General features: G+C 44.3%; 17 protein-coding genes. 11 read left to right on the top strand and 6 right to left on the bottom strand.

The window, feature by feature from the left end; translation table 11 throughout:
* Positions 1–74 precede the first annotated feature (74 nt).
* From OS145_RS00870 to OS145_RS00860, 3 genes are read left to right on the top strand one after another with little or no spacing between them, the layout of a single operon-like run.
* On the top strand, positions 75–1,019 hold the full coding sequence (locus tag OS145_RS00870) for a DUF4007 family protein (RefSeq protein ID WP_006954027.1): 945 nt from the start codon (positions 75–77) through the stop codon (positions 1,017–1,019).
* On the top strand, positions 1,009–4,395 hold the full coding sequence (locus OS145_RS00865; RefSeq protein ID WP_006954026.1) for an ATP-binding protein: 3,387 nt from the start codon (positions 1,009–1,011) through the stop codon (positions 4,393–4,395). Before OS145_RS00870 ends, OS145_RS00865 begins: the two co-directional genes overlap by 11 nt.
* Positions 4,388–5,281, top strand: coding sequence for a phosphoadenosine phosphosulfate reductase family protein (locus OS145_RS00860; RefSeq protein WP_006954023.1), 894 nt, complete (start codon positions 4,388–4,390; stop codon positions 5,279–5,281). The genes OS145_RS00865 and OS145_RS00860 overlap by 8 nt, the downstream gene beginning before the upstream one ends.
* Before the next feature lie 125 nt (positions 5,282–5,406).
* On the opposite strand, the gene OS145_RS00855 is transcribed toward OS145_RS00860, so the two are convergent.
* From OS145_RS00855 to OS145_RS13690, 3 genes are all read right to left on the bottom strand, one after another.
* On the bottom strand, positions 5,407–6,531 hold the full coding sequence (locus OS145_RS00855) for a cysteine desulfurase family protein (RefSeq protein WP_006954022.1): 1,125 nt from the start codon (positions 6,529–6,531) through the stop codon (positions 5,407–5,409).
* Between the two features lie 53 nt (positions 6,532–6,584).
* Entirely contained in the window at positions 6,585–8,903 is a 2,319-nt protein-coding gene (locus OS145_RS00850; RefSeq protein ID WP_006954020.1) for a DUF262 domain-containing protein, read from the bottom strand.
* A gap of 508 nt (positions 8,904–9,411) precedes the next feature.
* Entirely contained in the window at positions 9,412–9,576 is a 165-nt protein-coding gene (locus OS145_RS13690; protein ID WP_006954018.1) for a HipA N-terminal domain-containing protein, read from the bottom strand.
* A gap of 259 nt (positions 9,577–9,835) precedes the next feature.
* On the opposite strand from OS145_RS13690, the gene OS145_RS13355 reads away from it, so the two are divergent.
* Positions 9,836–10,000, top strand: a complete 165-nt coding sequence (locus OS145_RS13355; protein ID WP_165477432.1) for a hypothetical protein — start codon at positions 9,836–9,838, stop codon at positions 9,998–10,000.
* Between the two features lie 64 nt (positions 10,001–10,064).
* On the opposite strand, the gene OS145_RS00835 is transcribed toward OS145_RS13355, so the two are convergent.
* The 3 genes from OS145_RS00835 to OS145_RS00825 all read right to left on the bottom strand — a co-directional run bounded on the left by OS145_RS00835 (position 10,065) and on the right by OS145_RS00825 (position 15,723).
* Positions 10,065–13,271 (bottom strand): S41 family peptidase, encoded by a 3,207-nt coding sequence (locus OS145_RS00835; RefSeq protein WP_006954014.1) that lies wholly within the window; start codon positions 13,269–13,271, stop codon positions 10,065–10,067.
* A 138-nt stretch (positions 13,272–13,409) separates the two neighbouring features.
* A complete protein-coding gene (locus OS145_RS00830; protein WP_006954012.1) occupies positions 13,410–15,002 on the bottom strand; it encodes an ABC-F family ATPase in 1,593 nt (530 codons plus the stop codon).
* Between the two features lie 73 nt (positions 15,003–15,075).
* Positions 15,076–15,723 carry a cupin domain-containing protein gene (locus tag OS145_RS00825; RefSeq protein ID WP_006954010.1) on the bottom strand — a complete coding sequence of 216 codons (648 nt, stop codon included), beginning with the start codon at positions 15,721–15,723 and terminating at the stop codon, positions 15,076–15,078.
* A 175-nt stretch (positions 15,724–15,898) separates the two neighbouring features.
* Between OS145_RS00825 and OS145_RS00820 the strand changes: the two genes are divergently transcribed.
* The 7 genes from OS145_RS00820 to OS145_RS00790 all read left to right on the top strand — a co-directional run bounded on the left by OS145_RS00820 (position 15,899) and on the right by OS145_RS00790 (position 21,718).
* Positions 15,899–16,318: a hypothetical protein gene (locus OS145_RS00820; protein WP_006954008.1), complete on the top strand. Its 420-nt coding sequence runs from the start codon at positions 15,899–15,901 to the stop codon at positions 16,316–16,318.
* Position 16,319: 1 nt separating this feature from the next.
* On the top strand, positions 16,320–16,538 hold the full coding sequence (locus tag OS145_RS00815; RefSeq protein ID WP_006954006.1) for a helix-turn-helix transcriptional regulator: 219 nt from the start codon (positions 16,320–16,322) through the stop codon (positions 16,536–16,538).
* An 83-nt stretch (positions 16,539–16,621) separates the two neighbouring features.
* Entirely contained in the window at positions 16,622–17,326 is a 705-nt protein-coding gene (locus OS145_RS00810; protein ID WP_006954004.1) for a ZIP family metal transporter, read from the top strand.
* A 16-nt stretch (positions 17,327–17,342) separates the two neighbouring features.
* Positions 17,343–17,711: a diacylglycerol kinase gene (locus OS145_RS00805; protein WP_006954002.1), complete on the top strand. Its 369-nt coding sequence runs from the start codon at positions 17,343–17,345 to the stop codon at positions 17,709–17,711.
* A 58-nt stretch (positions 17,712–17,769) separates the two neighbouring features.
* The gene (locus OS145_RS00800; protein WP_006954000.1) at positions 17,770–18,444 is read left to right on the top strand and encodes an SDR family oxidoreductase; all 675 of its coding nucleotides are present in this window, start codon (positions 17,770–17,772) and stop codon (positions 18,442–18,444) included.
* Positions 18,444–19,493, top strand: coding sequence for a lysylphosphatidylglycerol synthase transmembrane domain-containing protein (locus tag OS145_RS00795; RefSeq protein WP_006953998.1), 1,050 nt, complete (start codon positions 18,444–18,446; stop codon positions 19,491–19,493). The genes OS145_RS00800 and OS145_RS00795 overlap by 1 nt, the downstream gene beginning before the upstream one ends.
* On the top strand, positions 19,490–21,718 hold the full coding sequence (locus OS145_RS00790; protein ID WP_006953996.1) for a glycosyltransferase: 2,229 nt from the start codon (positions 19,490–19,492) through the stop codon (positions 21,716–21,718). The genes OS145_RS00795 and OS145_RS00790 overlap by 4 nt, the downstream gene beginning before the upstream one ends.
* Positions 21,719–21,724 lie beyond the last annotated feature (6 nt).

Here is a 21,724-nt window from a genome sequence, read left to right as displayed (position 1 = left end):
ATTAGGCGTCCTTGCTATTAAACTCTTTCTCTACCTATGCTATTTTGGAGAAACTCTCCAAAAAGGTATTGAGAATGAAACCGAAATTTTCAGGTCATGATACGTTTCCTCTACGGTATGGGTGGCTATATAAAGCTGTTAACCTACTGATAAATAATAGTAAAAATGCAAAGTCATCGGATGATTTTGTGCGCGATGCCATTGTTTCATTAGGCGTCGGTAAAAATATGGTGAACGCAATTCGCTATTGGGCTGAGATGACTGATGTCATTTCGTCCTCTTTGGTTAATTCACGAAGTCAGTTAGCAGTGACGGATTTAGGTAGCTTTCTTTTTAAGGAAGATGCTAGTTATGGTAATGCTGATCCTTATCTCGAAAAAACCGGTTCTATTTGGTTGCTTCACTACCGCTTGAATTCTTCTACGGATCTACTAACTTCATATCGCTACTTTTTCAACTATTGTAATTTTCAAAGCTTTGAAAAACCTAAGTTGGTCGACGAAATTATGTCGAGCACTATTAGTTTGACAAATATGGAAGCAGGAAAGAAATCTACTGTGAAGAAAGACGTAGATTGCTTTTTGCATACCTATAGTAAAAAAACACGGCAATCAAAAGCCGTTGATGAAGACCATTTTGCATCACCACTTTCTGAGCTGGGGCTCATTACGGAGGTTTCTGGCGGGTTTTGCGTTAGCGAGTTCACAGAGCGACCATCTTTGCCTACAGAGATTTTCGCCTATGCTCTTTGTCGTTTTGTTGGTAATGAGACGGCTGAGTCAGGTGTTAACACCATTGATTTTGACTCCTTGCTCTCTAAACCGTGTTCCCCTGGTAGAATTTTTCGCCTATCTGAGCAAGGGTTATCGAATAAGCTAGATGATCTAGCTTCCATTTCAAACGGAAAAGTATCTTGGACCGATTCTCTTGGGCTGAGACAAATTATGGTTGACCCGTTTCTGAAGAAGTACCCTGCCCAATTTTTAGATGATTTTTACGGTGACGGCTATGTCTACTAGTGTCTATATTAATGATAAGTACAAGAGTTCGGTTCGAATCGATGCGGTTGCTGATAATTTCGATGAGTTTTTAAACGCAGTTATCATTCATGGGACGTTGAAATCAACAATATCTACTGTAGCGCGCGAGATTCACGGAAGTTCACAAAGAGCATTCACTGTTACGGGGCCTTACGGTTCGGGTAAGTCAACTCTTGCGGCTCTGATATCGGGTGCGTTAGGGCGTAATAGCAGCCACCGACAATCTACTCTAAATAAATTTAAAAATGCAGACTCATTAGATGAAACTATTGAAAGAGCGTTTCCTTACAAAAATGGCTGGGGCGTCATAAAACATGTGTGCGGTTTAAATAACCCTGCACACTCTATAGCAGAATCAGTTTGCAATCAGTTGGACTGTGAGATTAGTCGTCTCAACGCTCCTATGTCTGATACCGATTGTTTAAAGGCGATTAATAATTCGATTCAAGAAGCCTTGAAGAACTTAGATGGAGTGGTCATTCTACTCGATGAACTCGGAAAGGCATTGGATTATCAGTCGAGTCATGATGGAGATTTGTATTTCTTTCAAGAACTCGCTGACTTGGCACAAAAGTCCGAAAAGCCAGTCATCATCATTGGTTTTCTACACCAAGCATTTAATCAGTATGCAAAAGGCAAAGCTGCACTTACTCAGCAAGAATGGGCAAAAGTTCAAGGTCGCTATCGCGATTTGAGCTATAACCCAACCGTGGATGAGTCTCTTATTCTGATAGCAGACTCTATCAGGGTCGAGCCTGAGGTAGAAAAACGGCTACTGAATAAATACACAGGGTTAGTTGACTCGATTTCGACTGAGTTACCGCCCGCAATATCTGCAACTACTCCGTTGCTCAACGCCTTACCCATCGACCCACTAGTCAGCCTACTATTGGGGCCAATTTCTAGGCGGCGATTTTCACAAAATGAGCGAAGTATTTTTGGTTTTTTAGCTTCAAGTGAAAGGTATGGCTTCCGCTGGTTTCTGGAAAATGAATGGTCGCCGGATTCATTACACCTCTATGGGCCGGATCTTCTGTGGGACTATTTAGAGACTAATTTAGGACATCTCATTAATAGCTCACCAGATGGAAAGGCTTGGCTCGAAGCAAACGACGCAATTTATAGAGCGGGAGCTAAAGATGGAGAGCTGTACCGTAAACTCACTTCTCTGGTTGCCTTACTAACAGTTTTTGGTCAATCTTTCCACTTATATGCAACTCGCGAGCTGTTAGTTAAATATTACGAAGGTTACGGCTTTGAAAGGCCAGAGGTTGAAGGCGTAATAGATGAACTAGAAAAATCGTCGGTTCTTATTTTTAGAAAAAAACATAATGCTCTATTTGTTTTCCAAGGAAGTGACGTTGATGTAAATGAGCTTATTGCTAGCGAAGTTGAGTCGATTAAGGACGGGGTAAATTGGGCGAATGAATGCAACTCTGCAACTCACATACTAGCATCCTCACACTACCACAGAACTGGTGCCATGAGGTGGACAGAGACTACCTTTGTGGAGTACGCAGAAGCGATTTCCCAGGTTGATTCGAAAGAGCAACCGAAGGCAGGAGAGCCGTTTAGTACCTTTGTTCTAATCGGCGAGTCACTAAACCACAATGAATTGAAAAAGTTATCTAAGGAATACCCTCGTTTACTATTAGGTTCTCCGAAGAGTACAAGTAAGCTAAAAGCATCAGCGATTGAGTCAATTGCTATTAATAACGTATTTAAACGAGAAGATAGGTTAGCGCACGATCACGTAGCAAAAAAGGAATTAAACAATCGCTTATCTGATGCTCGTCATCGTCTTTCCAACGAGCTTGAAGCGTTGTTTTCCAGTGCGAAATGGTTCTATAAGGGCGAGTCAAAAGGCATTGCTGCGTTGTCACAGTTGGCCTCTCTAGCTGCTGACTCAATGTACAACCGCTCTCCTACAGTTATTAACGAACTGGTAAATCGTTCAAAGCCATCCGGTAACGCCAATTCAGCTACGAACAAGTTGATGCTCGCAATGCTGAATAGCGAGCATGAGTCTGATCTTGGTTTTGATGAGAACACTTTCCCGCCGGAAAAAGGTATTTATCTATCCGTATTGAAAAGCAAAGGTTGGCACCAGAAGACTCCGTGTGGGTATGCGTTTGTATCTGACTGGAGTCCTGAATTAAAAGCAGAATTCGAAGATGCTTATAGACTATGGGAGAGTGGCTTTAACTTTATTAAATCGGCAGACAAAATGGTTACTTTGTCAGAGCTTTATGAAATGTGGATGCGTCCGCCTTTCGGTTTGACAGCTGGCCTTTGCCGTATTTATGCCTTAGCTCTACTAAAATCTCTAGAGGGAAAGGTAGCTTTTTACGACAAGGATTCAACTCAAAGCTTTATATTCATACCTCAGCTCGATGAAGTTATTGTTGAGAAGTTACATAAGCATTCTCACGAGGTTGCAGTAAGGTATTTTGAGATTGATTCGATCCAAACCAACGTGGTTCGCAGCATTGCAACAGCTGCGGAGTTGCAATCAAAGGAAGACTCGAACCTTCTAGAACTAGCAAAGCATATTGTGAAGCTAATCCATACTTTGCCACCTTGGGTGAAGAAAACCTCAGGCCATCTTTTTGACTGTGAAGACAAGAGCGTCGAACTATCTAAAGAGGCTAAGGCCCTCCGAAATAGTGTGCTGAGAGCAAATGACCCATACAAGCTTGTGCTTGAAGATATTCCTGAAATTTTCAACATTCCCAATAAGGGCCAGGGATCTGAAGAATCTATTGATGAATTGTCTGTACGCTTAAAGTCAGCAATAGACGAATTAACATCACAGCACACACTTCTGGTTGATGCATTTAAACAGATTATCAGGCAAGAGCTAAGTGGGAGCTTTGACCAGGCGCTCGCAAAAAGAAGTGAGCGGGTCGCAAAGGCCGCCCATAGGCCGTCTATAAAGGAATTCGCAAGTCGTTTGACTGGATATATAAACAACAAAAACTCATTTGAGTGGGTTGTATCAACAGCACTCGGAGCGGCTGAGCGGAGTTGGACGGATAAGCATATCAATAACGGGTTGCATGAAATTTATAACTTGTGTCGTCAGTTTAGGCGAGAGGAGACCTTCACAAAACTGACGTCGAAAACCTCAGCGAAACCTGTTGGACTAATTACAACTGATGAAACTGGTGCTTTGGTTGAGCTTGAGGGTCACATATCTAAGACTACAGAAAACGCTCCTGAAATAGAGGGGCTTCTGAAATCTTTGAGCAAGGAACTTACACCACTTTCTAACGATCTAAAAAGAGAGGTTTTAGTTAAGTTACTTAGTGAGCTTATGCATCCTGTCGAAGCTTTGGAGGGAACTAATGAGTGAAAAAATAAAACATGTTCTTGGGCTCTCAGGGGGAAAAGATAGCAGTGCTCTGGCTCTTTACATGAAAGAAACTCGCCCTGACTTAGACATCGACTATTTCTTTACTGACACCGGGTATGAACTTCCCGAAACTAATGATTTCATTGACAAGCTCGAGGAGCGTTTAGGATTTATTCACAGGCTGAATGCTCGTTCACTAAATGACATAGATGGACGAGGGGAGCTAGACTTTAAATCATTGCTTAAGAAGCATCAGAATTTTCTTCCGTCTCAGCGAGATCGCTGGTGTACTGTTCAGCTTAAATTAAAACCTTTTGAGCAGTGGGCTGACAACTTCATCAAAGAAGGGTATCGGATTGTAAATTATGTTGGTATTCGAGCTGATGAACCAAGCAGAACAGGGCTCTTAACTATTGATAAACCGATTACTACCGTTATGCCGTTTAGAGAGGACGGTATAGTAAAGTCGGATATTGAAAATATTCTCCAACGAAATGGATTAGACTTACCCGATTACTATAGTTGGCGCTCCCGTTCAGGTTGCTCGTTTTGTTTCTACCAAAAAAAGATAGAGTGGATTCGTTTGAAAGAGAACCATCCCGATCTATTTGAACAAGCAAAAGAATTCGAGAAAGGCGAGGGTAATAACGTCACTGGAGAAAGGTTTTACTGGATGGGAAAAGGTGAGCCGTTAGAGACTCTGGAAGATCCAGAGAGACGTGCTCAGATTATTGAGAATCATGAGAAAAAAGTTGAACGATTTAAGAAAAAGAAAAGGCGGAACGCGCTTTTAGGTGATATCGAAGGGGTTTATGAGTCTAGCGATATCGATGAAATTTATGACGATGTTGAGGGCGGCGGAGCTTGTATCACATGCTATAAATAACTAATCTCGTATAGGTAACTGGTTACTCTATTAGCTCAACGCAGTGTAGCTTAACGCATGTGGTCAAGCGTTTATAAAATAGTGATCCTACCAGTCGAGTCAATTAGGCTAATATATTGGGTTAATCAGTTACCTGTAAACTTTATTATTTCGTCTAATAAGATTTTTATATCTTCTCCTGTATTTTTATGGCTAAAGCTAATTCTTAGTGTTTTAGATGCCTGTTCTCGATCGAAGTTAAGAGCTGTTAAAACATGAGAGGGTTCGATCGACCTAGCAGAGCATGCGGAGCCTTGAGATAAGGCTAATGAGGCGTGATTGCATCTAAGGAGTGCTTGGATATTAGAGCTACTTAGCGTAAGACTGATACAAGACGGTATAACATTGCGTCCGCCATTAATTCTGTATTTTATGTTCGCTTTTTCAAGCCCCTCGAGGAGCTGTCTTTTTAACTTGTTAGTTTTTTCTAAAGTATAGTATTTTGAAAATGATTGAATAGCTACACCGAATGCGGCGATCAAAGGGGTTGGCAATGTACCGCCTCTTAAACCGAATTCTTGTCCAGCACCATGAACAACTGGGCTAATATCAAGGTCTTTTAAATCTCTTATGTAGGCTATGCCAACTCCCTTCGGGCCACCCACCTTATGGGATGATAACGACATAAAGTCAACGTTTAGCTCATCAACATCTGTTTCAAGCTTCAGGTAGCTTTGCGCGGCATCAGTATGTAGGGGGATCTTCTCAGACATGCAAACTTCACCAATTTCCGCGATAGGGTTTATGGTTCCTAACTCATTATTCACATGCATAATTGAGACTAAGGCTGTGTTTTCCCTGAATGCATTTTTAACGATAGATGGCTGAATTTCCCCATCCGAATTTGGGTGAAGATAGGTCACTTCACAACCTAAAGACTCTAGGTACCGACTTATTGATAGTACACATTTATGTTCGAGAATCGACGTAATTAAATGAGGCTTTTGACCCTTTAGCAGTAAAGGTAAAATGACGCCTTTTATAATCAAATTATTACTTTCAGTTGCGCCACTAGTGAAAACGACTTCACTAGAAAGCGCCCCTATCGAATCCGCCGCAGCCTCGCGTGCTCCTTCTACTAGTTCCTTTCCTTGCTCGCCGAGTGAATGGGACGATGAGGGGTTAGCAAAGTTATTTTTTGCGGTCGAGTATAAAATTTCATCAACCTCAGGCAGTGATGGATAAGAGGCCACGCTATCAAGGTAAATCAATTCTAATGCTCCTGCATTTTTCGCGAAAATGATGTCTATTTATCCAAACAGTTTCAACTGTCGTCGGGGTTTACCCAAGGCCACAACTTATCCCACGCTAGTTCAGCTACATTTCTGCTTCTTTTTTCAATTAGTTCCTTATTCCACTTATCTACGCCTTGTACTGGGATAAGTAATGGTGAAAGCTCTCCAGATTCTAAAAGTCTTAATAGACTTTTAGATAGATTTACTCCTTGTTTCCTAGCTAGATCAAGCCTTTTTAGATGTTCCTCATGAGTTTCTGATGTTAAGCATGAGTAAAATAATCGTTTCTTTTCCCACGACGCGTTTCCAATGCTCGAGTTTTCTTTACTCGGTAAAAGCGTCAGGTTTCCTAAAGTATGGCGCGTTATTTGGTTTCTGTATATTGCCCCATCCCAGTCACCTTCCTTTTCTGATTCTGGCGCTACATGTTCAACTGTAGCATATAGGTCTGAAGACCAAAGCTTATAGTTAAAAAAAGAACTTCTGTAGTCTTTTTTCAGGCCCTCTCGACTCAATAAACCAGCTTCACTCGAAGGTGATGAGAAGTCGGCTGCTGCAAAAGTAAGGAATCTTACGAGTTGTTTAGACTGTTTATATAATGGGTTTTCTGAAACATGGCTTACCCAGTTTTCTTTATTTAGGTGCTTTATTTTTTTCGTCAGGAGATTAGTATAAATTGTTTTGAGTTCATTGACCGAAGGTAGTGATCGGGTTGAAGTGTTACTAATGCAGAAGCCAAATTTTTGGGATTTATTGTTTCCTGATTTAATGGCCATTAAATCTCGAAAAACACCATCTACACCATCTGTTGTGCCGGTAAAGGCTCTTCTTAAAACTAGAAAAGCAACAGTGGCTTTAAAAACGTCTAAAAACTCTTTATCTCCGTCAGTCTTTAATTCACTGCTCCAATACCTACAAAGCAATGGAAGCGCCATAGTCGTCTTCATGTTTTTGAGAAAAGAGGCAAGAAGTTGAGCTAAGTCTAAATTGTCTCCCCTGTGGAAGCGGCTTAGCTCTTCAATACCGTCGTTTTCGAAGTAATACCGTTTAAACTCAGCAAGCTTTGCGAAGGATGCCATGTAAGCTCGAGCTGACGCGAGATCTTTATCTGATGCAGCATCAAAGCTATTTCGTAAAAAATTACGTTGTCCAGCAAGTTCTTTACTTAATTTCTCTCCTTCTTGATAAAGCGCGAATAAAACTACTAGCTCCTTGGTTTCTGCCTGCTTTATTTTTGTATCCAGAAATCTTTGTTCTATTAGTTCGTCAAGTTTAATCCAAGCTTGCTCAGACTCGGATCCTGCAAATTTACCGTGACGGTTTTCAAACTGTAATACTCTTGGCTTGAGCGTCTCCAATGCGGTTAGTGGCTCACCTGTTGTATTTAAAGCGTCAAAGATATCAAACGCTGCACCTTCATCTTGAGTTACTACCTTCGTAAAAACTATGTAATCACAAAAGTATCGAGCAAAAAGTAGGGACCTTATAAAATCATGATGATCAGCAGAGTTCGTCAACTCACTAAGGGCTTTATTTTGGTCGCTTTGGTTAGGAATGCAGCTTTCAAGTTTGGAGAAAAGGCTTCGTACCTGTTTCCGCTCAATATTATGTACGTCAAACAGTTCCGAATCGGTATCATCGTACCACTCCGGATTATTTAAATTGTTTAAAAGTTTGCGTATATACTGATATTTATCGAAAACCTTTTTTCCACCCTTCAATTTCTTGATTTTAGATACACTATATTCGGTATCACTGCTTTCTACATAATTACTAAATTTAAAGAAAAGGCACGCAATTGGAGACTTATAGTCAGAGGTCTGTAAATTTTTTCCCCTTATATCTTCGCTTCTTACTATTCTAGGGTATGGGTAAGAGTATGATGGGGGAATTTGTTGAACACCAAGAACGCAGTAATATAGACAGCCTAGTAGATATTCTAGCTCTTTTTCTAGCCATGAAGAGACTTCAGGCCTAAGGCCTCTGTTATATTCTTTACTCTTCTCTGCTTTGAGCTTTTCGTAAATAGCACATGCAAATAGCGACAAAGTTGTTAAGCGTTGTTGCCCATCTACGATAGACAGGGAAACCCCCTCAAAATCAGGATCTACTGATTTTTCTTCGACCATTATTATTGAACCAAGAAAAGTATAAATCGAAGAATCATGTGAGGATTTCACTCGATTCAGACCATTCAACGTATCAGTGTAAAGTCGTTCGATGTTTTCCTCTGACCAATCGTATTGTCGTTGATACTCGGGGATTCTAAAGCCTGCTCTGGTAGAGTACGATATTGAATTGTTAAAAGGAGTGGTTGCTTCAGCCTTATACAGTTCGCTTATGTCCATCGTTAATTTTCCCTGGCTTACGAATTTTTAACTCGCTAAGTTGTTGTGTTGTTTTGACAGAGTAAATTTGGGCTTCGAATTCTCACAGTCTACTACTACCTGAAAATATCTTGATACTAACCTTCTATCAAACACATTCGGTTTAAATAGTCTATTTAGTCCATTACTTGTCTGCGTACCAACCACCAACCTTAGCCCAAGCGACTATGTTATGGAACCTAACACTAAAACAATTTGATAGAAAAATGAATAACTAAGACTGGTTAGTAAAGCCTCGAGTTCACTTGAGGTATGCTCTAAAAAACAAGCTGGAATCGATGGTCCAAGTTGCGAACTAGGAAAAGGAGTATTTAAGAGTATCGTGCCAACTCCTCCTAACGTAATGTCGTCGTACACCCACTATGTCAGCCTAGTTGTCCAGTTGGCAATTTCGCCATTAGTTAATAAGCAGTGGGCGGCATAGGTTCATGTATGCCACGTTATTCTGAAGAGCGCAAAGCGGCAACGCTCAAAAAATTATTACCGCCACAGAGTCGTCCGTTATCTCCGCTTTTTGCATCGGTAGGCTTAGGGATATAGCACGACCGCCATCTACTTCTAACCACTCTGTGGCGTACTTAAAGCCCATACGGCCTTTTTTTAAGTACAACTCACCTACCGGAAACCCGTTCATAGAGCAATAAAGCGTTCGGGTATGCGATTTTCGTCCCATTAGAATCTCAATGATTTTTTCGCAAGTCAATTAGTCGGCGTGGACACTTCATTCTTGGGCAGGTTGACGATCTTAAACTCCAATTCGAGTACCGCACACAGTTTGATAAGCATATCGACAGAGACTTTTTCATGTCAGTTTTTTATGCAGAATTGTGAATAAAGCAAGTTTATACATATATCTGTATAAAAGCGGGCCGACGATTGGATCTTTAAACGATGTGAGTCTGTTTCGACGCTGGCTTTATTTTACATTGCGTTGGGATGTAACTGACTGGCTGATGGCACAGCAGAAGTTGTTCTATCAAACGCCACCGGAGCCTGAATTGCAACCGCCGGATATTGTTGAATGTCCGCAGGCATTACAGTTCTTTAGAAGTTTTTGAGACTCCACAAAAAAAGCGAGCCCTTAACAGAGCCCGCCTTTTATTAAACCACCCTTAAAACGGCTTAAAGCGTCTTCAACAACTCTTCAACGGCACGTTCTAATTGCGGATCCACGTTCTTAGCTTTATACGCCGGTGGATTAAAGACCTCAATATCGGGTTGTGCTGGGGTAAAGTCCATGTTGGCGTCGGACTCTTTTACCCACCAGCCTCTAAACGGCATTCTGATAATTGAGCCATCGACCAAGCGCTCAGCGCCGGTACTGATAACTGCGCCAAAGGTCGGGCGGCCAACGAGTTTACCAATATCTAATGACTTATACGCATGAGCGAAAATTTCAGCGTTTGAGTAGCTGTTTTCGTTGCTCATGGCAATCGATGGTTTGGTCCATGCTGACAACGGTAAACGTTCAGAGTAGGGGTATTTATCTCTGAATTTCTTCTGGTCTTTGTCCAAATTGTCAGTCGCACCGCGCGGGATCGTGTAAGCGTGTTGCTCTACGTTCAATACGGCCATGAGGTAGTCGGTTGTCCAGCCACCACCGTTGTAGCGTACGTCAATGACGATACCGTCTTTGCCGTAGCCGGCGGCCATTAGTTCACGCTCAAAACGTTCGAAGCTGGTCCAGTTCATACCGCGAATATGCAAATAGCCCAGGCGACCGTTGGAATACTCTTCGGTTAGCTTACGACGTGTTTCGACCCAGTTGTCGTACTTCTCGTCACTTAAACTTGTGGTTGGCCAAAGTACCACTTCGGTTGGCTGGTCGGCTCGCGTAATATCGAGCAACACGCGTTGGTTGGCATAGCCGTTCAGCAACTGATAAAAGTTCGCGCTTTTAACCGACTGTTGGTTGACCTGTGTGATGACATCGCCGACTTGTAGGCGGCTCTCATCACGGGCGGCAGGGCTCTTATCCAAGACAGACGTTACTTTTAAGCCATCGGCAGTGGGCACGACTTCAACACCGAGCAAACCGGTGCGGGTTTCTTGGGTGTCTTTCGGATTTTCACCACGATATAAGCCCATGTGACTTGCGTTCACTTGGCCAAGCATCAAGTTAAAGATGTACTGAAAGTCTTCTTTCGTTGATGCTTTTAACGCCAGTGGACGATATTTTTCTTTCAGCGCTTGCCAGTCGTTACCGTGAAATTCAGGGTCATAGAAACCTGCATTCAGCGCTTGCCACGCCTCATCAAAGATCTGCGCCCGTTCGGCCATATGCTCGATGGTTTGTTGAGATACCGTCGATAAGGTTTCTGGTTCGTCCTTTTTGGTATCTACCTTGACTAAAGTGCCGCGTTCGACAAGTGCAAAAAGGCTTTTGCCATCGGTACTTAGCGATAAGCTGCGAGGGCTTTGGTCACCTTTAATAATGTGCTCTTTGTCTTCGCCATTCCACTTAATTTTGAACAGGTCTTGGTCCATCTCGAAGTTCTGGCGACCGGCACCACCGATGGTGTAATAAACGTGCTCGCCTTCTTTGTCGAACGCTAAACCGGATTCGTTACCTGCAAAACGTGTTACTTGAACAAGCCGTTTATAGATGCCGTCCAAATCAATCTGCATAGGCTCAACGGCGTCTTCCGCAGCGTCCGAATCGTCTTCAGATTCTTTGGCATCCGCAGTTTCCTCAACAAACTCGTCGCGTTTCCACTCCTCTTGCGAGCGTTGCCAATCGCTTTCTTTTAGCCATGCAAACCAAATGTCGTAATCGCCATTGTTCCGCATGGAACTAAAGCCTAACTTGCTGCCATCCGGAGACCAGGCTGGGCTGTAATCGCCTTTTGGATGCATGCTGACGTTAACGGGTTCTTGAGAGTTATCCGCCGCATGAATAAAGATTTCGCTGTTAAATGATAAGTCAGATTTAGCGTAGGCTAACCACTGGCTGTCTGGCGACCAGCTGACACCGCTCGGTGTTGCCCAGCCGTCTAATAGCACCACGGGGTTGGTCAGTGACTGATCATCGGCTACATCCGTGACAATGAGTTTTCCACGGCCTTCACGGTAAGCCACTTTTTTACCATCTGGCGAGACCAAAGGCTCATGTTCTTCGGCATCTGTGCGCGTTACCGGTTTAACGGAATGCTTTAACGACCTAAATAGGTTTGGCTCTTCAGAATCCGCTGATGTCACAGCAAAAATATCATTTTGACCGTCGCGGTCAGAAATAAACAACACGGTGTTGTCGTCTAGCCAAGCAACATCTCTATCGCGTGCGGCACCCGAGGTAAGTCTGACCGAGCGCTTATCTTCTTTATCGTTGCGCTTAACAAATACGTCGCCGCGCACAACATAAGAAATCAACTTACCGTTGGGTGAGACACTGTACTCATCCAAAGCGTTGGTGGTTGACTTGTTGGTGACCGGGTCAAAACGAAAGTCTGTAGGAATCGATAGGTCGAGTGATTGGCGCTTGCTACCGGCTATTAACTGTACTTTATCAGCGGCTTGATAAACGAGGTGATTGGCCTGCTTATCGATGCTGAAGTGCTCGACGCCAAACTCGCGCTCATCAGTAATTTGCTCGGCGCGGTTTGAACCCAGCTTCTGCCTAAACACGTTGTATTTGCCCGCGCGCGATGAAATAAAATACAGCTCGTTGTTACTAGACCATTGTGGCATAAAGTCGTTGCCATCAAAGTCGGTCAATTGTTCGTATTCACCCGTTTCGGTATCGTAAATCCAGATATTGCGGTTTGCCGGGCCGCGATAATCTTCGCGTGAAATGCGGCATGTGCCTCGAACAAAAGCAATTTTTTTGCCGTCAGGCGATACCACCGCGTCAAAACCGAGCGCATCCATAAAGCGGGCTTCGGTCGCATCGCCACTGGGCGCAACGCCGTAAACTTCCCACTCACGCTCAACTTCAGCGTATAAGCGACGCGTATTAAATAGCACTTGGTTGTCGTGACCAAACCCAAGCACACGATCAGGCGCACTATGATAGGTCAAACGATCGGGACGACCGCCTTGACTAGGCATCACAAACACATCGTCATTACCAAATCGGTCACTACTAAATGCGATGGTTTTACCGTCTTTTGACCACTTTGGTGAGCTCTCATAGCCCTCGTGGATGGTTAAACGGTTGGGATGAGTACCCGACGTTGACATGGTCCAGATATCACCTTGATAACTGAAGGCGATTTGGGTGCCATCGGGGCTGATTTCGGGTTGCATGATTAGCGGTCGTTCTGGAGCTCCGTTTGACGCAGAGGCGCCAAAGGCCGCAGAAACAAGCAGGCTGGTTACCAGTCGTTTCATAGTTTAACTACCTATTTTAGTTAGAATTATTAAAATTTTGTTGATGGTAGCAAAAATATGAGGTCGGGTACGGAGGTTCAGCTCATTACTCGGTAGGTCGCGCATTTTGCGCGACGTACCATTTTTTAATTAATTAACTTAAGCGGATTGAAGTTGTTTCAAATAGTCGTCGTAACTTCCCGAGAAGTCACGCATGCCTTTGTCGGTTAATTCAATAATACGAGATGCCAGTGACGATACAAACTCGCGGTCATGACTGACGAAGAGTACTGTTCCATCGTAGTTTTCGAGAGCTAGGTTGAGTGCTTCAATTGATTCCATATCCAAGTGGTTGGTCGGCTCATCCATCACTAATACGTTGGGACGCTGCATAATGAGCTTGCCGAAGATCATACGTCCTTTTTCACCACCCGATAAAATCGACACTGGCTTTTTGATATCGTCCTGAGAGAACAACATGCGACCCAATACGCCGCGAATTGCCTGCTCATCATGGTGTGGTTGCTTCCACTGGCTCATCCAATCAAATACGGTCATTTCCTGTTTGAACCAGTCGGCATGGTCTTGTGCATAGTAACCTATATTAACGTTTTCAGACCACTTAATGATGCCATCGTCAGCTGCGTATTGATCGACCAAACACTTCAGCAGCGTGGTTTTGCCGATACCGTTAGCGCCGAGTATGGCGACCTTTTCGCCGACTTCGACCATGGCGTTCAAATCTTTTAATACGTGTAAGTCACCAAAGGACTTATTGAGTCCCTCGATCTCGAGTGCTAAGCGATAAAGTTTCTTTTCTTGCTCGAAACGAATGTATGGGCTCACTCGGCTCGACGCTTTGACTTCGGCTAATTGAATCTTCTCAATCTGTTTTGCCCGCGAGGTCGCTTGTTTGGCTTTTGATGCGTTAGCAGAGAATCGGCTGACAAACTGTTGCAGTTCGGCGATTTTATCCTTTTTACGCGCATTCTCATTCAGCAGTTGTTCGCGTGCCTGTGTTGCGGCGAACATGTACTGGTCGTAGTTACCTGGATACACGCGTAACTCGCCGTAATCGATGTCAGCCATGTGGGTGCACACGCTGTTTAGGAAGTGCCGATCGTGCGAAATAATGATCATCGTCGCTTGGCGTTCATTGAGTACCGTTTCTAGCCAACGAATCGTATTGATATCCAAGTTGTTGGTCGGTTCGTCCAGTAACATAATATCAGGTTCTGAAAACAACACCTGTGCGAGCAAAACCCGCAATTTAAGACCCGGTGCAAGTTCGCTCATCAAGCCAAAGTGCGCTTCGAGCGGAATACCAACACCGAGTAATAGTTCGCCTGCGCGTGACTCTGCTGTGTAACCGTCCATTTCGGCAAATGCGACTTCAAGGTCAGCAACACGCATGCCGTCTTCTTCGCTCATTTCAGGTAAGCTGTAAATACGATCGCGTTCTGATTTTACTTGCCACAGTTCCTCGTGACCCATGATAACGGTATCAACGACACTGAATTGCTCATAAGCGAACTGATCCTGCCTCAATTTACCGACGCGCATGTTTGGATCGGTGGATACATTGCCAGACGAGGGCTCTTGGTCGCCGCTGAGGATGCGCATAAACGTCGATTTACCGCAGCCGTTGGCGCCGATCAGACCGTAGCGGTTACCTTCGCCAAATTTCACTGATATGTTTTCGAATAGAGGTTTTGCACCAAATTGCATGGTGATGTTTGAAGCAGAAATCACGTTTACGCACCTGAATAAAAAATAGGCGCGTAATCTACGCGTTTTGGCGGCAAATGACAAAGGAAGATTGCATTTATCCTAAATGTCCTGTTTTGACCCAGATAACGGTTTCTTCATCCACGAACGGGTGGTGAACGCTCATATGTGGGTTACGGAGCCAGGTTCCTTTCGGATAGCGACCGTGTTCATCACAAAACTCGCCGGACAACACAAATATTTCTTCGCCACCGAGGTGCCTATGAGGCTTGAATCTCTCATTTTGTGGCCATTTTACGAGTGCGACGTGTTCGGTACCGTGACTATGCAACGGCATCACCTTGAGTCGGCCTTGACCGGCTAGCCAGTCCGTCTGCTGAGTATTAACTCTGACTGTGGCGGTATCATCCTGTTGGAACTGGTGGAGTTTTACCAATAATACGCAACCCTCTTTACTAAAAGGGGCATGGCTACTACCGGGCGGGTTTCTGAGATAGGTACCAGCCGGGTAGTCACCATATTCGTCAGAAAATACACCTGACAGCACCAGTATTTCTTCACCCAGTGGGTGTGAGTGGGTATTAAACGATGCGCCGGGTTTATATTCAACGATACTGGTTGCGCGACCACGCTCAGCCTCTTCTCGTTCGAGTAGTTTACGCTTAACGCCTGCTGAGGGGCTATCGATCCAATCTTGTTCTGAAGTATTAATGACAACACGTTGCTGAAAATCTAAATTTAACACAATGACTCTGCCGACTGACTAACGGGACTAAGTACAATTACGCAAAAAGCATAATATGTGGCTCACTTTGATTGCTAATTATATTATTTTTTCTGCGATGTTAAAAATATTTGACATAATAATGCGATGAACCTAATTTTCAAGTGTTAACTATTTTTAACATGGTGGGTGGGTTATGGCATTTCGTGAAAAATCAGCATGGCTGATGTTAATCATTACTTTATTGGTCGGTGGCGGTCTTACTTTCGAGGTTGTGCAGGGCTTTAATTCAACAAGCCAGTGGCCGCCAGCGGTTTCGGTCTTTACACGTTTAACGGTGGGGCTCATTGTGCTGAGTATTGTCGGTCAGATCGCGTTAGCGCTTGTTGATCGTAAGTCGGCGAATCGCCCCGCAGATGAACGCGAAAAAACGATTCAACAACGTGCGGATGCCTATTCTGGTATCTTATTAGGCGTACTCATTGTTGCTAGCTTAATGACGTATTTGGTGCATCAACACGGGGATCTTCTGTTTTTGATGGCATTGTTGAGTTTAGTGGTGGCGCAAGCTGCGGAGTACGTTGTAGAAATTATCGGCTATCGACGGGGTTATTAATATGTTGCCCATTGATAACTGTGTGCGTGCTTTGCGCGAACAACACGGTGGAATGACCCAGGCCGAACTCGGCGACAAGGTTAATTTAACGCGTCAGACCATTGCGGCAATTGAACAACGACGTTATTCACCCTCACTTGAAACTGCATTTCTGATAGCGCGCGTTTTTGGGCAACGCCTTGAAGATGTATTCTGGTTTGACGAGAGTGCGACTTCCTAATGTGTTTTTAATCACGCATCGAGCTTTTTAACATAGGCCGCTTGTTTTAAGATGGCTTGAATCATTGTGCAAGGGAGCACTGTATGATTTTGAACATGATTGCCTTAACTTGGCTAGCCGGTTTTACGGCGTTCTTAGGCGCTTTGTTAGCCAAGTGGGAGGGGTCGGCCGAATCTGCGAATAAACAGAAATTAGTGCATGGCGTTGTCGCCATCGGTGGGGGGATACTTCTTTCCGCGGTTATGTTTGCATTGTTACCGGAGGCCAACAATAACTTGCCCGTCTGGGCTGTCGCGTTGGCATTTATGGCTGGCGGTGTCCTGTTCTGTTTAGTTGACCAATGGCTAGCAAAGCAGGCAAGCCAAGCCTCCCAACTACTGGCAATGTTGTTGGACTTTATTCCAGAAGCTTTGAGTTTGGGTGCGATGTTTGCAATCAAGCCCGAGTTTGGCATGTTACTGGCGCTATTTATCGGTTTGCAAAATCTACCTGAAGGTTTTAATGCCTTTAGGGAACTCCAAGGTTCTAAGTTGTCTGAGAAAAAGCGTTTAGTGGGCTTTTTTCTGGTGGCGTTTATCGGCCCTCTGGCGGCACTCACTGGGCACTGGGTTCTTGCTGATTATACCGAGGCGACAGCTGTTATCATGGCGACTGCTTCAGGTGGTATTCTCTATCTTATTTTTCAAGATATTGCGCCGCAATCGACCATGCCACGTTATTGGACGCCGCCGCTAGGCGCTGTATTTGGATTTATTATTGGTTTATTAGGTAATCAACTACTCGGTTAAAACAAGGAAACGTTAAGTGAAGCCAAGTCAAAAAGGTTTACGCAGAATCATTAATGCGAACCGTTATTCTTTCCGTGGTTTAGTCGCCGCACTCCGAAGTGAAGCTGCATTTAGACAAGAATGTGCGTTGCTTATTATTATTGTCCCCACACTGCTATTTGTTCAGACAGGTTTGATTGCCAAACTGCTATTGATCATCACTTACGGAATTGTGCTGATCACTGAATTATTGAACTCTGCTATTGAAGCGGTCGTTGATCGTATTGGCCCTGACTTTCATGAGCTGAGTGGTAAAGCAAAGGATATTGCCTCGGCAGCGGTTTTCATTTCGATTCTGCTGATGTTAATCACATGGGTGAGTATCTTGTTTTTAGCGCCGAGCTAAACCGTTTAATCGAATTTATCGTAAGAACGACTTTAACAAACCGAAAGGAGTAGTTTCCATGGCCAAAGTATTGTTGATTACAGGCGCCTCTTCGGGGATTGGCGAAGCCACCGCGAAAGAAGCAGTAAAGCAAGGTTACAAGGTTGTGGCAACCGCTCGCAGTGAAGATAAGCTGCAAGCATTGGCAAATGATTTGGGCGCTGAGCACGTATTACCTATTGCGGCCGATGTAACGGACTATCAGCAACTGGAGCGCGTGGTGCAGCAAACCGTTGATCAGTTTGGTCAACTGGATGCCGTGTTCGCTAATGCGGGCAAAGGATTAAACGCTGCAGGCACTGAAAATGGCGACCCTAACGAGTGGCGCGAAATGATTGATCTTAATATCAATGCATTACTTTATACCGCCAAGCTTACTTTGCCACACTTAAAGAAATCCACGGGTCACTTTATTATGACCGGTTCGGCAGCAGGGCGCACAGCGATTAAGGGCTCTGTCTACGGGGCAAGCAAGTGGTTTGTGCATGGTTTTGCCCAAAACTTAGCGGAAGAGATGCGCGAATGGAGCGGACGCTGCACGGTGATTGCACCGGGTATGGTCAATACGCCGTTCTTTGATGAGCCCAAACCGGATAAATTGGACCCTCAAGATGTCGCCGACGCGGTCTTACACGCGCTTAATGCGCATCCGCGGAACTGTGTTCGCGAAGTGTTCTTAATGCCTGGCTACTAATGCCTATCAACACAGAGAAACAACCTATCGCGTGGAAGAGGCTGCTGATTTTCAGTGGCCTCTTTGTTGTATTAACGGCGCTTGGTTTTTACAGCATTCAGCAGTTTTTCCAAGGTGCTGAGCTACAATTTGATAGCCAGTTATTGCAACCTGCGGTGTTGCTCAGTTTACTGGCGCTACTTATTGTTTATTTCGCCAGTGACGGATTGCGCCTCTATTTTACTTTACGGGCACTGGGGTATCGTGTGCCGGCAGCGCCAATGACTCGGCTGATTTTTATTAATATGTTTTTTTCCAATGTTACACCGATGGCGACCGGTGGAGGCTTTGCGCAAGTATGGTATTTGGCGAAGCAGGGCGTGCCGGTGGGACGAGCGACTGCAGCCACAACGATTCGGACTGTGTTAGCGGTGATTTTTATCTTCACATTTACGCCGGTTTTATTGCTGATACTGCCTGCACTTTCTGACTCAACTTTGTCTAAAGGCATTGGCGGCTCGCTTGCTATATTGGTCACGGCTTACTTAGCATTCTTTGCGATGGTGCTGTTTAAAACCCACTGGCTGATTGCGCCAATCAATGGCGTGCTTAGAGTACTTGCGACAGTCAATTTAATGAGTGCACATAAATGCCGTGTACTTGGCTTTTGGAGCAAACGTGAAATGCTCCGTTTTGCTGGCAGTTTTCGAGATTATTGTAAGGGCAAACCGCTCTATGTGTGGGGCTCTGTGTTTTTCACGGTTGTCTTTTTATTAAGCCTCTTCAGCTTTCCCGCTATTCTATTATGGGGACTCGACTATACGGTGCCTTATTGGCAGTCCGTTGGTCTTTTGGTGGTGACTACCTTTGTCATGTATTTTGCACCAACCCCCGGAGCATCAGGCGTTTCTGAGGGAGTTTTCGGTTCGTTTTTCGCACAGTTTGTGCAAAGTCATCATTTATTATTAATTATCTTTAGCTGGCGCTTTATCACTATTTATTTGGGCATGCTGATTGGCATGGTGACGTTGCAGTATGAGATGTTGGCAAGTCGCAGGAAGGGCGCATGAATAAAAATCAATGGCTGAAGATACTGTTTTACGTCAATGTCGTCATTGTGGGGCTGGTTATCGGCTATAAGATTTATTTGAATTTTAGCCAACCAGAATTTGAGGTAGTACACAGTGAACAGGTCGCCAGCATCAGTAGTCGCTTACAAGGAGATTCAGATTATCAGTTTGCGGTACTCGGCAATATTAACAATTCGATTGGTATCTTTGAGCAGCGGATCATTCCTGAATTAAATCAAGCTGATATCGACTTTGTCGTATCTGCTGGTAATGCGGTCAGCGGTGGTGGAGAGGATAAATATCGCGCGCTCTATGGCAGTCTTTCACACTTGAATAAACCTTATTTGCTCACCTTTGGTGACAATGAATACGACGAGTTTGGTAGTTTTCGCTACTACGAACATTTTGGCCCTCACTTTTTTAGCTTTGTAGCAGACAGCACGCGTTTTATCTTTTTGGATAGTACGGGTAAAACGCCATGGCAGTGGCAGTTGCGTTGGTTGACGGATATTTTGCGCGCTGATGAGTCTAAGCACCGCTTTATTTTTGTATCTCACCCCCCGGTGCAGCCGAAAAACGAGACCTTGTTTGCGACGGAGGATGACTTTTTACAACCATTGGGTTTTCGTTCTGGGCTATTGCAACTGGTTGAGCAGCACTCGGTTGACGCGGTATTTTCCAGCCATTTATCGATTTACGATAAGGTGATGTACAAAGGCACGCCATTTTATATTACAGGTGGCGCAGGTGGCTTAGTGCTCAATCACGATAATAGCTTCTATCACTATTTGATGGTGCATGTAACAGATGCCGGCATCGAGGTGAATGTGAATGAGCTTGAAGTCGGTCAACATCCGGTGCTCAAAATACTCGAAAGCCTCTGGTTCTTTATTTACTCGTTGCTCTACGCAGGCTACATCAACTTTATTCTTATCGTAAGCGCACTGCTACTTGTGAGCGTAAAGCTGTATCAAATGGTGTTCGTGGGTAAGTCTTATTATCCTGATTATGATATCGATCCAAAACCATGGTTAAGTAAGCCACTGAACATCGTGATGTTCACCAACAACTATTTACCGTTTATCGGCGGTGTACCTATTTCTATCGAGCGCTTAAGGGTGGGCCTGAAGCATCTCGGACATAAAATCTCGATCGTGGCACCCAAATACGCGAATGCCCGTACCGATGAAGCGCATGTTATTCGTATGCCTAATTGGTTCTCATTTGGTGAAAACAGTGAATTCCAGTTCGCGCATTTATTTTCACGTGTAGTCAGACAAAAGGTAAAAGCACTCAAGCCTGATATTATTCATGTGCATCATCCGTTTTGGATAGGCTCGCTCGGTGTTTACATGGCCAAGCGTTTGAAAGTGCCCGTGGTTTATACCTACCACACACGGCTAGAACACTATGCTCATTATGTCATGCTGCCGGGTAACTTATTTCGGAATATCATCGCGCATATTATGGTGCGCCGCTTTGCCAACAAATGCGATAGCGTCATTGTGCCGACCCAGTCGGTTGAAGAGTATTTACGCATGATTGGTGTAACGCGACCTATCTATGTGCAACCAACAGGCATTGAGTATCAGCGCTTCCAAAAAGTCAGCCGCGATAAGATTGATTCAATCAAAACATCACAGTCCATGAGTGACGACGAATGTATTTTGGTGAGTGTGGCACGTCTCTCTGATGAGAAAAATATCGACTTCATGATAGACGCGATGGTTGATATCCGTAAGCGTGCTAATAAGCCTGTGCGCTTGCTGCAAATCGGTGAAGGACATCAGCGCGACTATCTGCAACAGCGGATTGATGACAATGGACTGACTGATTGTGTTCAATTAGTGGGTGCCGTTCCACCTAAGGATATGCCGGAATGGTATGCGTTGGGTGACTTATTTGTGTTTGCCTCGCAGTCTGAAACCCAAGGCATGGTTATTCTTGAGGCGATGGCTGCGGGTATGCCGGTTGTTGCTGTGCGCTCGAGCGGTATAGAAGATGTCGTCGAAGATGATATTAACGGCTACAAAACGCCTGCAAAACAAGACCGTTGGAGTGAACAAGTGGTTAAGCTCATCAATGACGATGAGCTGCGTGAGCGACTCGGTAAACAGGCGCTTAAGTTTGCTGCGGATTACTCTGTAGAGGCGTTTACTCGCCATGTTGAGTGTGTTTACGGCGAAACTTTAGCGCGATTCAATAATAAGGATAAGCGCGACTAACAAACG

This window comes from Idiomarina baltica OS145, assembly GCF_000152885.1.
GTDB lineage: Bacteria > Pseudomonadota > Gammaproteobacteria > Enterobacterales > Alteromonadaceae > Idiomarina > Idiomarina baltica.
Note: the sequence above shows the minus strand (reverse complement) of the source record. Positions and strands in the feature narration are given on the sequence as shown.

Coding starts and splice junctions, on each gene's coding strand:
- OS145_RS00860 (WP_006954023.1), top strand. CDS start 4,388: ATGAGTGAAAAAATAAAACATGTTCTTGGGCTCTCAGGGGGAAAAGAT.
- OS145_RS00835 (WP_006954014.1), bottom strand. CDS start 13,271: ATGAAACGACTGGTAACCAGCCTGCTTGTTTCTGCGGCCTTTGGCGCC.
- OS145_RS00850 (WP_006954020.1), bottom strand. CDS start 8,903: ATGGACATAAGCGAACTGTATAAGGCTGAAGCAACCACTCCTTTTAAC.
- OS145_RS13690 (WP_006954018.1), bottom strand. CDS start 9,576: ATGAACGGGTTTCCGGTAGGTGAGTTGTACTTAAAAAAAGGCCGTATG.
- OS145_RS00870 (WP_006954027.1), top strand. CDS start 75: ATGAAACCGAAATTTTCAGGTCATGATACGTTTCCTCTACGGTATGGG.
- OS145_RS00820 (WP_006954008.1), top strand. CDS start 15,899: ATGGCATTTCGTGAAAAATCAGCATGGCTGATGTTAATCATTACTTTA.
- OS145_RS00790 (WP_006953996.1), top strand. CDS start 19,490: ATGAATAAAAATCAATGGCTGAAGATACTGTTTTACGTCAATGTCGTC.
- OS145_RS00795 (WP_006953998.1), top strand. CDS start 18,444: ATGCCTATCAACACAGAGAAACAACCTATCGCGTGGAAGAGGCTGCTG.
- OS145_RS00815 (WP_006954006.1), top strand. CDS start 16,320: ATGTTGCCCATTGATAACTGTGTGCGTGCTTTGCGCGAACAACACGGT.
- OS145_RS00810 (WP_006954004.1), top strand. CDS start 16,622: ATGATTTTGAACATGATTGCCTTAACTTGGCTAGCCGGTTTTACGGCG.
- OS145_RS00865 (WP_006954026.1), top strand. CDS start 1,009: ATGTCTACTAGTGTCTATATTAATGATAAGTACAAGAGTTCGGTTCGA.
- OS145_RS00800 (WP_006954000.1), top strand. CDS start 17,770: ATGGCCAAAGTATTGTTGATTACAGGCGCCTCTTCGGGGATTGGCGAA.